Annotated in this window: 9 protein-coding genes; 5 read left to right on the top strand and 4 right to left on the bottom strand. The window is 62.4% G+C overall.

Features of this window, described 5'->3' with window-relative positions; translation table 11 throughout:
• Positions 1 to 31 precede the first annotated feature (31 nt).
• From SINAC_RS27900 to SINAC_RS27885, 4 genes are all read right to left on the bottom strand, one after another.
• Complete coding sequence (locus SINAC_RS27900; RefSeq protein ID WP_015248916.1) at positions 32 to 469, bottom strand: hypothetical protein; 438 nt, start codon at positions 467 to 469, stop codon at positions 32 to 34.
• Positions 470 to 676: 207 nt separating this feature from the next.
• On the bottom strand, positions 677 to 1,663 hold the full coding sequence (locus SINAC_RS27895) for an IS701 family transposase (protein WP_015244770.1): 987 nt from the start codon (positions 1,661 to 1,663) through the stop codon (positions 677 to 679).
• Positions 1,664 to 1,749: 86 nt separating this feature from the next.
• Positions 1,750 to 2,778: a methionine synthase gene (locus tag SINAC_RS27890; protein WP_015248915.1), complete on the bottom strand. Its 1,029-nt coding sequence runs from the start codon at positions 2,776 to 2,778 to the stop codon at positions 1,750 to 1,752.
• A 152-nt stretch (positions 2,779 to 2,930) separates the two neighbouring features.
• Positions 2,931 to 4,862 (bottom strand): M1 family metallopeptidase, encoded by a 1,932-nt coding sequence (locus SINAC_RS27885; RefSeq protein WP_020467502.1) that lies wholly within the window; start codon positions 4,860 to 4,862, stop codon positions 2,931 to 2,933.
• A gap of 562 nt (positions 4,863 to 5,424) precedes the next feature.
• Between SINAC_RS27885 and SINAC_RS27880 the strand changes: the two genes are divergently transcribed.
• From SINAC_RS27880 to SINAC_RS27860, 5 genes are all read left to right on the top strand, one after another.
• Positions 5,425 to 6,732, top strand: a complete 1,308-nt coding sequence (locus SINAC_RS27880; protein WP_015248913.1) for a DUF1501 domain-containing protein — start codon at positions 5,425 to 5,427, stop codon at positions 6,730 to 6,732.
• Between the two features lie 260 nt (positions 6,733 to 6,992).
• Positions 6,993 to 9,437: a PPC domain-containing protein gene (locus tag SINAC_RS27875; RefSeq protein WP_015248912.1), complete on the top strand. Its 2,445-nt coding sequence runs from the start codon at positions 6,993 to 6,995 to the stop codon at positions 9,435 to 9,437.
• 86 nt (positions 9,438 to 9,523) lie between these two features.
• Entirely contained in the window at positions 9,524 to 12,010 is a 2,487-nt protein-coding gene (locus SINAC_RS27870) for a DUF1549 domain-containing protein (RefSeq protein ID WP_020467504.1), read from the top strand.
• Positions 12,011 to 12,190: 180 nt separating this feature from the next.
• Complete coding sequence (locus SINAC_RS27865) at positions 12,191 to 14,560, top strand: c-type cytochrome domain-containing protein (protein WP_015248910.1); 2,370 nt, start codon at positions 12,191 to 12,193, stop codon at positions 14,558 to 14,560.
• A gap of 228 nt (positions 14,561 to 14,788) precedes the next feature.
• Positions 14,789 to 15,280: an acetolactate synthase gene (locus SINAC_RS27860; protein ID WP_015248909.1), complete on the top strand. Its 492-nt coding sequence runs from the start codon at positions 14,789 to 14,791 to the stop codon at positions 15,278 to 15,280.
• Positions 15,281 to 15,285 lie beyond the last annotated feature (5 nt).

The raw sequence follows: 15,285 nt of genomic DNA, 5'->3' as shown, positions 1-15,285 counted from the left end.
TTCCGCAACGAGCCAAGAGGCGGCCAGCCGGTCATGTCAGCCAGAGGCAGAGCAGGACTTGGAGTGACGGGGGGGGGAATTGTTCCGGACGGAACGACGACCCGCTCTGGACAAGGACGCGATGTTCAGGCCGAAGCCTCGTCCCGCGAACGTCGAGGACCACAGCCGGTTTGAAGTGTCGAGCCAACACCATCCGCGACCCGACATTGGCTTGCCCCCGCGTAACGTCGTTCGAGCCTTGATCGTGATACTCGAGCCAAGTGGTGAACCCCGAAGGACGGGGAAAGGTCTCGGCAAAGAAGCTCGGTGGCTCGATGGCTCTGAAGTCCCCGAGAGCGAGTGCGGGGGACAAGCTGGAGGGGGAAGAAAGGAGATAGGCAAAGAACAGGGAGAGGATGACCGCGCATAAACCAGGCACGATCAACCCTCGGTAGGTTGGTGTCCGTTCCTGATTCTCCACCCTCGTCATGCGCGAAAACTCCCCTTTTTTTTTGCCTCGTTTATTCTAACTCCCGAAACAGGCTGGGGAAAGGCGAGCTCTCCGCTTTGGAGATTGAGAACGAAGTGCGGCTTTGGTGGTCCGCTTGCGGAGCCGAAGGGAAGACCGTCTCTGAAATAAAAAAAAGGGAGGCCGGACCTGTCCCGGCCTGACTCAATTCAATTAGGAGTTACGCAGTCATGAAAAATTGTACAGTGGGTCGGCGATGTATGCCCTGACCGCACTCCGGACGATCCCAGCCTTGGCCTCGTAGCAACTTACACCTGTAGTGAAGAAATGATGCGACAGACGCAGGAAGGCTCGGATCGCCAGCCCAACGTGATTCCGCTGCGCTCGTCCGGCACGGACCTGCGCTCGTTCCACACCGCAGCATTGCTTCAATGTTCGGTGATATTCCTCGATCGCCCAGCACTTCTCAGCGTGCACCAATCGCTCCAACTCTGTCATGGCCACGTCTCCAGTCGCCCAGTATTCAATGTCCCCGTGTTGGGAGACGACCTTGAAAACCCGCACCGGTCCGTAGCCCTCCAGCCAGACGACTGTCCCCTCGGCGCTGATCGCTGTCTCGCTCACCGCCCGCAAGCCTTGGCGGTTGAGGTTCACCTTGCGATTGACCTTCAACTGCGTCAACCATCGCCATCCCAAGCCGCGAATCGTCTTGAGATTCTCTAGGCCGCTGTACCAGCTGTCGAAGACCACACAGGCCGGCTCAAAGCCTCGGGTGTGGGCGGTTGCGAGCATCGTCTGCATGTGATCGTTCTTGGTCAGGCCGTCGTTCCCCTTGTCATAGAGACGGTAATCGCAGGGGACGTTCCGGTCCCCGTCGGTCCACAACAGGGTGATCAAATTGATCCCCATAACAACCCGCTTGTGCTTACCCGACCAGTGGCGGCTGACGAGTTCCATCTTCCTGGCATAAGGTTTATCCAGGGTCGAATCGTCGATGACCAGAACACCCCGGGTCTTCGTCACCGAGGGTTCGGCCTCACGCCAGAGTGTTTCCGGATCGGGTTCGAGGCGGTGAAGGAGCCGGGTGAAGGCGTCGTGGGCCGGCGGGTCGTTTGATTCGGGCTGCACGCTGGCGGCCTCTGTACAAGTGAAGGATCTGGGGCTGGCGATCAGAAAATCGATGTAGTCGGTGTCGCGGCATTTGGGGTCGCTCATCAGGTCCAGCGTAACGTCACAAGACGAACGGCGCGATATGGACGCACGGCCACTACTGCGTAACTCCTATCAATTTCAGCTCAACCTCAACGATAGCTGAGGGAATCGCGAACGATTCGGACACCTTCGGCCATCGCCTTGGCCTTGGCCACGGCAATATGACGAGCCGTCTGCGAAAAGCCGCAATCCGGCGTGACCGAAACGCGTTCGGGACCGACCTGCTTAAGCACGATCCGCAGTCGCTCGGCGACCAATTCCGGGGGCTCGATCCAGGTATTCTTGACGTCCACCAGGCCGACCGCAACGTGCATCGTCTCGGGCAGTTCTTTGAGAAGCTCCACCTCGGCCATCTCCCGGCTGGCGAATTCCATGGCGAGTTGGTTCACCTTCGCTCGACCGATGTGAGGAAAGAGCGGGCGATACGACCGCCAGCCCACGGCCCGGGCACGATAGTTGCCAAAGCACATGTGCATGCTCACGTAAGCATTGATCCCTTCAACCGTGCGGGCGATCACGTCGAGAAAATAGTCGGGGTCGTCGGGGTGGCATGCGAAGCTCGGTTCGTCGAGCTGGACGAAATCCACCCCTGCGGCGACCGCGGCCTTGAGCTCGGCATTCACGATCGGGATCAGGGCCTCGGTCACGGCGTTGCGGCTGGGGTAGAGCTCTCCTCCCGAAATGCACCCTGCGAGCGTAAATGCGCCGGGGATGGGCATCTTCGCAGGCGCATCGGTCAAAGCGCGGAGGCGGTGATACTCTTCGACGATCCCGAGGCCCTCGGGCGCACTGAGCGGCCCCACACAACGGTACTTGGTTCGCTGGTCGTGGGCGGGAGCTCCCAACCGCCGGAGGGTTCCGAGCGGCTCGATCCCTTGGAGGAAGTCGTAGAAACCAAGGTTGAAGTCGACACGCCCCATCTCGCCGTCAGTGATCCGCTCCAGGCCCGCACGGAGCTGGTCGTCGATCGCCAGCCGGACGGCGTCCCGGAGCGCTTCCTCGCGATCGATCGGCCCGAAATGCTCTGGAGCCGTAGCGACATCAGCCACGAACTTCTCGTACCAGCCCGGAAAGGACCAGCTTCCGATCACGGTGGCGGGGATCAGTAAGTCAGGCATGATCGCGGCTCTCCGGTTCAGCGCCTCGCAAACAGATATTCTTACGATCACTCAGTAAAATCATGCATGCATTTATGGAGTCCCGAAGGGGCTGCCATGAACCTACTCACCGGACGACTTCGCAGGCATGGCTTTTCTGCCCCTCTCCATTTTCAATGCGTGCCGAGAAGTCGATCGACCGACTCGACGGCGATCGGATGATAAAAGGGTCTCGCCTTGGCGTAGATCGCCTTGGCGCGGGCTGTGCCTTCCGCCGTCTTTTTCAGCTCACCGTAAAGCGGCATCAGAAATTTTCGCCGACCGATCGAGGTCAGGAATTCTTCGAGCCGAGAATCGGCTGCCGCATAGTGGTTCCGAATGGCCATGAGCAGCCATTGCTGACTGATCTCGGCATTCCCCGAGGCGGTCAACGAGAAGGCTTGGTCGAGCGCGGCCATTTTCTCCGAGGGCAGCTCCAAGGGAAGGGCTTGAAGGAAGTGAAGCCACTCGTGCGTCGACCAGCCTTGAGTGCTCAGCCGATCCGCGGCCGTCTTGCCGTCGAGCCAGTCGCGGGCCGCAGCCGCAACAACGGCAAACCGCGACGAGCTCGGCTCGGGAAATCCGGGAGGCAGGCCAGGTTCGTGGAGCCAGGCCTGAACGCTGATCTTCGCGGCGGCGGCCGGGTCGGTCTTGAGAAGCTGATCTTGAAGGTAGCGCTCGAAATCGGCGGTCGTGATGCTCTGGAAGGCGAAGTGGTCGAAGTAGGCGCGGAGGAATGCGTCGAAACGCTCGCGACCGAACGCGTGCTCGAGGGTGGTAAGGAATAAGGCTCCCTTTTCGTAAGGGACCCGGGTCATGCCGTCGTCAGGGTCGCGGTCGGTGAGATCGATATGGAGGACCTGGTCGCGGGGGGGGAATGCGGCCAGCTCTTCACGCAGCTCACGCAGTCCCAGAACCGCTTCCATGGCCGCACGATCGGGGCCGAAGACGTCTTCGACGATCCGCCGCTCAAGGTAAACGGTAAACCCCTCATTGAGCCAAAAATCGCGCCAGGTGGCGTTCGTCACGAGGTTGCCCGACCAGGAATGCGCCAGTTCATGAGCCACGAGCGAGACCAACGAGCGGTCCCCGGCGAGAATCGTGGGCGTGGCGAAGGTCAGCTTGGGGTTTTCCATCCCGCCGAACGGGAAGCTCGGGGGAAGGACGAGCAGGTCGTAACGGCCCCAGCGATAGGGCCCGTAACGCGCCTCGACCGCCTTGATCATTGCCTCGGTATCGACGAACTCGCTGGCGGCTTTGGCGACGACCGAAGGCTCTGCATAGACCCCCGTGCGCGGGCCCAGCGTCCGAAAGCCGAGGTCGCCAACGGCCAGGGCGATCAAGTAGGAGGGAATTGGCTGGGGCATTTCAAACCGATCGACCCCCGGCTCTTCCTGACCTGGCAACCGATCGGCGCTCATTACCGCGCGGAGATTCTTGGGGCCTCGAATCGTGGCCCCATAGGTGATCCGCACCCCCGGCGAATCTTGAAGCGGAATCCAGGACCGAGCGTGAATCGCCTCGGATTGCGTGAACAAGAAGGGCTGTTGACGCCCCGCCGTGCGCGGTGGGTCCAGCCATTGCAACGCACTGGCCGTCGGCGCAGTCCGATAGGTGATGCGGACGCGCGTCTCCTCCTCAGGGACGAAGACCCTCAGACGGGCTCCCAACAGCCGATCCATCTTCGCTTCGGCTTCGGACCGCGATTGGCCCCGGCGGTCGTCACCGAGCTCAAACCGAACCTCTTTCATCGCGTCGTCGGCCGGGCCCGCCATCACCCGCTCGATCGTGAGTTCCCGCGTGTCCAGATCCAGAGGCGTGCCCGGTGAACATCCTGGCATCCTCCGTAAGAGGAGTGTCGCTATTCCTTTGAGTTCCTTCCGCTCGAAGTCCGTCGTCAAGTCGAGCTCGACTCGGGTCACGCGGATCTGATCCGGGTTCCCGTGAGAATGACGGTCCCCAACGGCCGGGCCACTCGAATTCACCTGGCTGGCATCGGCCACCTGCTCGAAGCCGATGAGGGCCAACATCACGATCCCCGACGCAGCAACTATTCCGATCGACATAATCGAAACCTTCCAGGAAACACAGAATGGGCGGATTCGACGCGTGGGCGAAGAGCCGTTGCGCTGAATCTAACGGACAGTGGACGACTTCACCAGCATTTCCGCTACGGAGGCCCCAAGTTCGGGAACGGGGCCGGAACGGCGATCGGGGCCGAGACCAGGTTGCCTCCCCGCGTCGGGTTGTCTCGACGGCCTCCGAGAATCGGCGAAAAAAAAAAGCGCCAACGCTGCTTGCATTTATGCCGTATCTCTCAGTAACTTGACGACGTTTGTTGAACATTGGCGCGACAATTATCCGCCGATGACATCATTTGACCCCCTGCGTTCGTTGTTGAGATCAAAAAGCCTGCCACCCGCTTGCCTGGCTGATCCTTTGACCTGATTTCGGTTCAAATTAGGATCGGCGATCGGACCCTCCGCGATGCCGCCGAGACGCGACGATAGGTCAGAGCCTGACCTATCAAGTTGAACGATCAAAGTCGCGGATAGGACGAAGGCCAGTCCCTCGGCCTTGCTCTTTGGATCGCACGACCTCATTTATTCCCGCGAAGGAGACCCATCGATGGCAGACAAGACGCTTCGCCGCTCGATCAGTCGCCGAGGATTTCTGACGGTCGGCTCGATGGGCTTCGGCCTGACCTTGGCTGACCTCCTCAGGTTGAAGGCGAAGGCCGAGCTGAAGAACTTCGCACCCATTGCCGCGAAGGCCGACTCGGTGATCCACATCTTCCTGCCGGGGGGGATCGCCCACCAGGAGACGTTCGATCCCAAGCCGTTCGCACCCATCGAGTATCGAGGCGAACTGAACACGATCGCAACCAAGATTGAAGGAGAGTCATTCTCCGAAACGCTTCCCAAGACCGCGCAGATCGCCGACAAGATCACGGTGATCCGCTCGATGACTCACGGCGAAGCCGCCCACGAGCGGGGCACGCACAACATGTTCACGGGCTACAGACCCAGCCCCGCGCTCCAGTATCCAAGCATTGGCAGCGTCGTCTCGCACGAGTATGGCCCCCGCAACAACTTACCTCCGTACATCTGCATCCCGAGCATGCCGAACGAGTATGCGGGAACCGGCTACCTGAGTTCCTCATTCTCGCCGTTCAGCCTGGGCAGCGATCCGGCCGCGGGCGGTTTCAAGGTTCAGGACCTCAACCTGCCCAACGGTATCGATGACTCGCGCTTCGCCACCCGGCGCAATATTCTCGGGGCGGTCAACGACCACTTCGCGAAGAAAGAGAAGAGCGACGGCCTCGAGGCGATGGATACGTTCTACGATCGCGCCTATAGCCTCATCAGCTCGCAGAAAGCGCGCGAGGCCTTCAACATCGACGCCGAGCCCGCCGCACTCCGCGACGCTTACGGCCGGAATGAGGCCGGACAGCGAATGCTGATGGCCCGTCGGCTCGTCGCTGCGGGGGCTCGCCTGGTCTGCCTGCAATACGGAGGCTGGGACATGCACGTCGGCATCGCTGCGAACATGAAGGCGCAGATGCCCGCCTTCGACCAGGCCTACGCGGCGCTGATCACCGACCTGGAGACGACCGGTTTGCTCGACCGGACCCTGGTCATGGTCTCGAGCGAGTTCGGGCGGACCCCCAAGATCAACAAAGATGCGGGCCGCGACCACTGGCCCAAGGTCTTCAGCGTGGTCCTCGCTGGTGGCGGAGTCAAGAAGGGCTACATTCATGGCGCGTCCAACGCCACGGCCAGCGAGCCCGAACGCGATCCGATTGGCCCCGAGGATCTGGCAACGACGGTTTACCACCAGCTCGGTATCGTCGCCGACAAGGAACTGATGGCCCCCGGCGGCCGTCCGATCGAAATCGTCGACGGGGGCAAGGTTCGTACCGAACTGCTGGCCTGAGCCCGGCCGAAGAGGCGCGCCCCTTCATGATTGAGAGGGCGCGCCTCGGCGGTCGACAGCCGAGGGGTTGAAACCCCTTTGATTTGGTTGTCCGCAACGGGCTTTGTTGAGCCTGCGGTCATTCCCGTTTTGCCAGCCTCGCCCCGATTTCCCAGAGAACCCCGCCGCCCCCAAACCGATCCAATGCCTCGCCTTGGGCGTCAGGCCCGAGCAAGCGTCGACCTGCCTTGGCCTCGTCGACCCTACCTGAGGGGACTTCCATGATGCGTCCGAATCCGCTGCTCTCTCTCGCGGTCCTTCTCCTCGGTTCCTCCTTGGCCCAGGCGTCGTCACCCAGCATGACGGCAATCCGGCCGATGGGAGGGCGTCGAGGCACGGAACTCGAGATCACCCTTTCCGGCGCGAGGCTCAAGGATGCGCGGGAGCTCTTGTTCTATCACCCCGGAATCAAGGCGACGAAGATCGAAGCGCCGAGCGATACCCAGGTGAAGGCCACACTCGTCATCGCTCCGGACTGTCCGCTGGGACTTCATGAGCTGCGGCTTCGTACCGACACCGGAATCAGCGAAGCGCGATCGTTCAGCGTGGGCGTCTTGCCGGAAGTCGCGGAAGTCGAGCCCAATAACGACTTCACCAAGCCGCAAGTGATCGCGATGAACTCGACGGTCAACGGGGTGGCTGAGAATGAGGACGTCGATTTTTTCGTCGTCGAGGCCAAGAAAGGGGAACGGATCACGGCGGAGGTTGAAGGAATTCGCCTCGGGATTGCGCTCTTCGACCCTTATGTCGCGATCATGGACGCGAAGCGATTCGAGCTCGCCTCGAGCGACGATACCGCGCTGGTCTGGCAGGACGCTGAAGCCTCGATCATCGCCCCCGAGGATGGAAAATACATCATTCAGGTTCGCGAAAGTGCTTATGCCGGGAATGGCAACTGCCTTTACCGGGTCCATGTCGGAAACTACCCGCGACCGACCGCGACTCTCCCTTCGGGGGGGAAACTGGGGGAAGCCATCGACGTCACCTGGATCGGTGACGTTGCGGGCGATCGAACCACGAAAGTCACTCTCCCGGCCGCTCCCCAGCATGAGTACGGAATCGTCGCCGCTGACGACAAGGGTTCCGCCCCCTATGCGAACACGTTCCGGCTCTCGCCCTTCGGCAATGTGCTCGAGGTCGAGCCCAACGACGACAACGGGACTGCGACGCCGTTTAGCCCCCCTTTAGCCCTCAACGGTGTGATCGGTAAGCCCGGCGATATCGACCGGTTCGTGTTCAAGGCCACCAAGGGACAGGCGTTCGACATCAGAGTCTTTGCCCGCTCGCTTCGCTCGCCCTTGGACTCGGTTCTCTACATCGGAGCGCGGAGCGGCGGCGTGATCGCGGGCAACGACGATAGCGCCGGCCCTGATAGCTACATTCGATTCGGGGCCCCGGACGACGGTGAATATGTCATCTGGGTCCATGACCAGTTGCTCAACGGTGGGCCCAACTACGCCTACCGGATCGAAGTGAGCCCGGTCGAAGCCAAGCTCAACCTGAGCGTTCCCAGCGAGTCATTGGTTCGCGGCACGGGAACGATTGCCGTCGCAGTTCCCAAGGGGAACCGGCAGGCCATCCTCGTCAATGCGAGCCGCGCCGACTTCGGTGGCGACCTCGCAATCAGCGCCTCGAACTTGCCGGCCGGAGTGACTTTCGAGGCGGATACGATGGCGGCCAGCCTCGCGACTTATCCCGTTCTCTTCACGGCCAATCCGGACGCTGCGCCGGCGTCGGCCCTGGCGCTGCTCTCGGGCAAGCCGGTCGATCCGAAGGTCATCGTCCCCTCGCAATTCAGCCAAATTATCGAGCTCGTTCTGGGCCAGAACAACATTCCCTTCTGGACCCGTACGGTCGACTCACTGGCCGTCGCGGTGACGGAGGAAGCCCCCTTTTCGATCGAGGTCGTCGAGCCCAAGGTCCCGCTCGTCCATGGCGGATCGATGAACCTGAAGGTGGTGGCGAAGCGCAAGCCGGGCTTCACGGCCCCGATCGCGATCTCCCTCCCCTGGAACCCTCCCGGCGTCAGTTCCGCCGGAGGAATCGCGATCGCCGAGAACCAGAACGAGGCGGCCATCCCCCTCAATGCGGCGGTCGGGTCGGAACTGAAGACCTGGAAGATCGTGGTGAACGGCTCCTCCAACGGCCCCACCGGCCCGGTCCTGGTCTCGTCGCAACTCGCCGCCCTGACCATCGCCACTCCGTTCGTCGGGTTGACTTACCAGTCAGCCGCCGTCGATCAAGGCAAGGACGTGACCCTGGCAATCAAGGTGGCCAAGCTCGTCGACTTCGACGGCGAAGCGACCGTGGCACTCATCGGCCTACCCAACAAGGTGACGACGGAACCGAAGACGATCAACAAGACGACGACCGACCTGGTCTTTCCCATCAAGACCGACATCACATCGCCTGCCGGCAAACATGCCAGTTTGTTCTGCCAGGTTGTGATCACGAAGGATGGAGAGCCGATCGTCCATAACATCGGGACCGGAGAACTGAGGATCGACGTTCCGATCCCCCCCAAGCCCACCGAGGCCGCCAAGCCCGCAGCGCCAGTCGCGGCAGCCCCCGCTCCCATGCCCGCAGCCGCGCCGGCACGTCCGCTCAGCCGGCTCGAACAGCTCCGGCTCGAAGCCAAACAGCGGGCCGCGGCCGCCAGCCAATAAGCCTGTCCATGAATTGATTGAGCGCGATGCCTTGACCAGGCATCGTTCCCCCACCCACTCGCGCAGCGCTTTTTTGAGGACACGAGATGATGATCGCAACGAGACTCGCCCGCGGACTCATCGGAGTGATCGCTCTCTCTCCCTTCCCGGGCCTGGCCATGGGCCAAACCCCGGCACCTGCGCCGGCCCCGGCACCTGCGCCAGCCCAGCCGGCGGTTCTCACGAAGGTTGAGGTCTTCCCGTCCGACATCCAACTGGCGACTGCCGTCGATCGTCAAGCCGTCGTCGTTCAGGCCACCTATGCGGACGGCATCACCCGCGACGTGACCCCGGAAGCTGAGATGACGGTCGCCGACGCCAAGCTCGTCCGCCGAGAAGGCACTACGTTTTGGCCTTTGGCTGATGGTGAGACGACCTTGACGGTCGCCTTCGGCGGCCTCTCGCAAGTGCTCCCGATCAAAGTCACGCAAGCCACAGCGCAAACCCCAATCAGCTTCCGGCTCGACGTGATGCCGATCTTCCTGAAGGCTGGTTGCAACACGGGGAGTTGTCACGGCGCGGCTCGCGGCAAGGATGGGTTCCGGCTCTCCCTGTTCGGCTTCGATCCCGACGGAGATCACTTCCGCCTGACTCGTGAAATGAGCGGCCGGCGGGTCAACCTGGCGCTCCCGGCCGATAGCACCTTCATCGAGAAAGCCACCGGCGCGGTCCAGCACTCGGGGGGCAAGCGGGTCGAGCCCGGGAGCGAGATGTACCAGACGCTCCACCGCTGGGTTGAGTCGGGCGTGCCCAACGATAACGCGGCCACGCTTCCCAAGGTCGTCTCCGTCGACCTTTATCCCAAACAGGCGGTGCTCGACGGCAAGGGAGCGACCCAGCAGATGACCGCCCGGGCTCGCTACTCGGACGGGTCCGACCGCGACATCACCCGGCTCTGCCTCTTCCTCTCGAATAATGAGGGCTCCGCCGCCATTAACCCCGACGGACTCGTCACGGCCGGCGAACGCGGTGAAGCGTTTGTCATGGCGCGGTACGAGACCTTCACCGTCGGTTCAGGGATGATCGTCCTACCCAAGGGACTCAAGTTCGAGGCCCCCAGCGAGCCCGAGGTCAACTACGTCGACAAGCTCGTCCTGGAGAAGCTCCGAAAGCTGCGGATCAACCCCTCGGCTCTCTGTGACGACGAGACCTTCCTCCGCCGCGTTTCGCTCGACATCGTCGGGCTGCCTCCGACCGTCGAGGAGTATCACCGGTTCATCGACTCGGCCGACCCGGCCAAACGTGCCAAGCTGATCGACGAGCTCCTGGAGCGTAAGGAGTTTTCCGAGATCTGGGTCAACAAGTGGGCCGAGTTGCTTCAGGTCAAGTCGTCGATCGAAGTCAGCTACAAGGCGATGTTCCTCTACTACAACTGGCTCGTCGAAAGCCTCTCGAAGAACATGCCGATGGACCAGATGGTTCAGAATCTCCTCGGGGCCAACGGCGGCACGTTCAAAAACCCGGCGACCAATTTTTATAGTGGGACGGGGGGCAACCTCCTCCTGACCGAGAACGTGGCCCAAGTCTTCATGGGCATGCGAATCCAGTGCGCCCAGTGCCACAACCATCCGTTCGACCGCTGGACCCAGAATGACTACTACGGGTTCGCCGCCTTCTTCTCCCAGATCGGCCGCAAGGTCGGCGAGGACTATCGCGAGTCGATCGTCTTCAACTCCGGCGGGGGTGAGGTGAATCATCCCGTCGAAGGCCGAGTGATGCAGCCGAAGTTCCTGGGGGGGGAAACCCCCGACGTGGCCGGCAAGGACCGTCGCGTCGTACTCGCCAAGTGGCTTGCCTCGTCTGACAACCCCTGGTTCGCCACCTCGTTCGCCAACCGGGTCTGGGCCCACTTCATGGGCGCCGGGATCGTGGAGCCGGTCGATGATTTCCGAGTCAGCAACCCCGCCTCGAACCCGGAACTGCTCGCCGCGCTCGGCAAACGGCTGACCGACTCGAAATACGACCTCAAGACGTTGGTCCGCGACATCTGCAACTCGAGGACATATCAGCGATCGACCCAGCGGAACGAGAGTAACGCCACCGACGAGTTGAATTTCGCACACGCCAACCTGAGACGGATCAAGGCCGAGAACTTGCTCGATACGATCAGTGCCGTCACCGACACGAAAGACAAGTTCAGCGGCCTCCCCCTGGGCGCCCGCGCTGTCCAGATCGCCGACGGCAAGAGCTCGACCTACTTCCTCACGACCTTCGGCCGCGCGACCCGAGAAACGGTCTGCTCCTGCGAGGTCAAGATGGAGCCGACCCTTTCCCAGGCCCTCCACCTGCTCAACGGCGAGACGGTGAACGCCAAGATCCGCGATGGGGGGCTCCTTCCCAAGCTAGCCGCCACCAAGAAGTTCCCCGAAGAGCGGATCCTCGAGCTCTACATCCGCTGCTTCTCGCGCAAGCCGACGAAGGAAGAGATTGAAAAGCTCCAGCCCGTCCTCGGCGAAGGATCCAACCAGGCCCAGGCGATGGAAGATATCTTCTGGGCATTGCTCAATAGTCGTGAGTTCCTGTTCAACCACTAACAGGACAGGCGAGCGGGGAGCGGATCGCTCCCTGCCTTGCCTGCTGGGATCGAGAAGTAAGCGATGGTGGAAACCGCCCACCATTCCAGGCTCAGGCCAGTAGGCCGCGCCTACCCTACGAAGTCCGCCGCGAGGCTTTCGAGCGGCCGAGCATGACTCCTATTGGCGAGGTTCGAGACCATGCGACTGAACACGACCGGCATCATCCTGAGCGGCCTCATCGCCCTCGCGCCTTCCCTGTCGCTGGCGGCGGATGCCAAGACCAAGGTCACCTACCAGGACCAGGTCTCCGCGATTTTCAAGAACCGGTGCAATTCGTGCCACAACGCCGACAAGCAAAAGGGGGGTCTGAATCTCGAGACCTACTCCAGCACGATGCAAGGCGGTGGGTCGGGGAAGGTCATTGAATCGGGCGACCCCGATGCGAGCACGCTCTATCAGCTCGTGACCCATAGCGAGCAGCCGAACATGCCACCGAACGCCCCCAAGCTCCCTGACGCCGAGCTCGGGACGATCAAGGCCTGGATCGAAGGCGGAGCGCTCGAGGCGTCGGGAAGCGTAGCCGCGGTCATGGCGAAGCCCAAGTTCGAGTTCAAGCTCGACCCGAACTCGGCGGGCCAGCCGGTCGGCCCGCCCGCCATGCCCGAGAACCTCACGACCGAGCCGGTCATCGTGACCCCCAAGCCCAACGCGATCGTCGCCATGGCCAGCAGTCCGTGGGCTCCGCTCATCGCGATCGGCGGCCACAAGCAAGTTCTTCTCTACCAGACGACAAACCACCACCTGGTCGGCGTCATTCCCTTTCCGGAAGGAACGATCCACGTCCTGAAGTTCAGCCGCAACGGCGGTCTGCTCCTCGCAGGAGGAGGACGAGGAGGCCAGTCGGGCATTGCCGTCGCCTGGGACGTCAAGACGGGCAAGCGAGTCTTCGAGATCGGCAAGGAATACGACAGCGTTCTGGCCGCCGACATCAGCCCCGACCACGGCCTGGTGGCGTTGGGCGGGCCAAGCAAGGTGCTTCGCGTCTACAACACGGCCGACGGTCAGCTCGTCTACGAGTCGAAGAAGCACACCGAGTGGGTCACCGCCGTCGAGTTCAGCCCCGATGGCGTCCTGCTCGCCTCGGGCGACCGCAACAACGGACTCGTCGTCTGGGAAGCCGTCACCGGTCGCGAGTTCTACGACCTCCGAGGCCATACGCTGGCGATCAGCGACATCAGTTGGCGGCTCGACTCCAACGTCGTCGCCTCGTCCAGTGAAGATGGAACGGTTCGCCTCTGGGAAATGGAAGGGGGGACCGCCATCAAGAATATCGCCGCTCACGGTGGTGGGGTTGCCTCGGTTCGCTTCGGTAAAGACGGTCGCCTCGTCACCACCGGCCGCGATCGCATCACCCGCGTCTGGGACCCGGCCGGTGCCAAGCAACGGGACCTCGAACCGTTCAATGACCTCGCGCTCGAAGCCGTGTTCACTCATGACTCGACCGCTGTCATCGGCGGAGATTGGTCCGGCGAAGTCCGTGTCTGGGATGCCGCCAGTGGAGCGCGCCGGGCCAACCTGGTTGCCAACCCCGCGCCGCTGGCAACCAGACTCGAACAGACCATCCAGGCTCTCGCCGCCGCCGAGGCGGCTGCCGATCTGGCCGCGAAGGCGGTGCCTCCGCTCACCGCAGCCCCCACTGAGAAAGCCGCTGCCTTGGTCGCGGCTCAGCAGGCCCTGACTGTGGCCGAGCAGGCGGTCGCCGAGCAAACCGCGCCGGTGACGGTGGCGGATCAAGCGTTCAAAGTGAAGGACGCCGCCAGGCAAGCCGCAGCCGCGGCGCTCGCCGTAGCCCAGGCAGCCGCCAAGAAGGCGACCGACGACAAGGGAGTTGCTGACAAGGCGGTCGTCGATCGCACTGCGGCCGAGAAAGTGGCGCAGGACGCACTCGCCACGGCGGGGATGGCGGTCGAGAAAGTCACCCTCGCCAAAAAGGCGCAACAAGGGGCGATCGCCGAGGCCCTGGCCGGGCTGAAAACAGCCGCAGCAGGAGCCGCGTTCGACCAGGTGGTCGCTGGCCTCACCGAAAAGGCGAAGAAATCCACCGAAATTCACGCGGAATTCGAGACCGCCACGATCCGCCAGGCGATCGATCAGGTTCTTTTCGAGCGAGCCGGCCTCGAGAAAGCAGCCGCCGTGAAGGGGGTCGAGACGGTGACCGCACAGGTCGCAGCCACGACCGCTGCTGCCGAGGCCGCCAAGCAGGCCGAGCAGGTCACTATCACCGAGCGAGCGGCCGCCGAGACGGCACTTAACGCCGCCAAGGCCGCCACGCAGCCCGCGATCCAGGCCGCTACGGCTGTGGCCGTCGCCCGCAAGGCGGACCTCGATCGTGTGACCGCCGAGAAAGCCGCCGTGGAGAAGGCGCTCGCCGATGGCCAAGCCGCCAGTGACGCCGCTGCGGCCAAGGTGGCGATGCTCAAGACGGAACGCGATGCGCTCGCCCTCGAGAAGAAAGCTCAGGAAGCCGCCAGCGCGTCGGTCGCGACCAATCCTGCCCCCAAGACTTGACCACTTTGATTCGGGGTAAGGTCTCGGTGCGTGGAGAGAAGATGGCCTCCCGACCGAGCCGCCCCATGTGGTCGACCTGGCTTTCGCAGTCGACCGAAGCCTCCGATCGGCTCCGGTCGATTGCCTGGCGTGGGCATTGACCGGAGTCGTGTTCGTCATTAGACTTCGGTGAGGAATGCATAACCATATTCGGCCTTGGTCAGGGCCGACGACTTGACGAGGGTCGCCATGAGCTTTGGCGAGGGTGCCGGCAGCGAGGTCGACTTTGAAACGATGCAGGGTCGTAACTGGCCCTCGCTGACTCAGTTCTCGGTCTTCTTGGAGAATCGGGTCGGCCAATTACTCGAAGTGATCCGCGCGTTTAACGGATCCAAGGTCAAGATTGTCGGACTCACGATCTCCGACTCGGCCGATTGCTCGATTCTCAGGCTCGTGCTGAGCCATCCCGAGCAAGGACGCGAAATCCTTGCCTTGCACAAGCTCGCATTCGCCGAAAACGAACTGCTCGGCGCGGAGCTTCCCACAGGTCCTGGGTCGCTAGCCGACCTGTGCGCGGCATTGCTTCAGGCAGAAATCAACATTCACTATGCTTACCCGTTGATTATTCATCCCCATGGCCGCTGCGCCGTAGCCTTGCACGTCGACAATATCGAGCAGGCAGGCACAGCGCTTCACGCGATGGGTTTCGAAATCGTTTGTGAGGCCGACCTTTCGGCCTGACCTTG

Origin of the sequence: Singulisphaera acidiphila DSM 18658 (assembly GCF_000242455.2) — a bacterium.
GTDB classification, from domain to species: Bacteria; Planctomycetota; Planctomycetia; order Isosphaerales; family Isosphaeraceae; genus Singulisphaera; species Singulisphaera acidiphila.
This window is presented reverse-complemented; position numbering and strand designations above follow the sequence as displayed.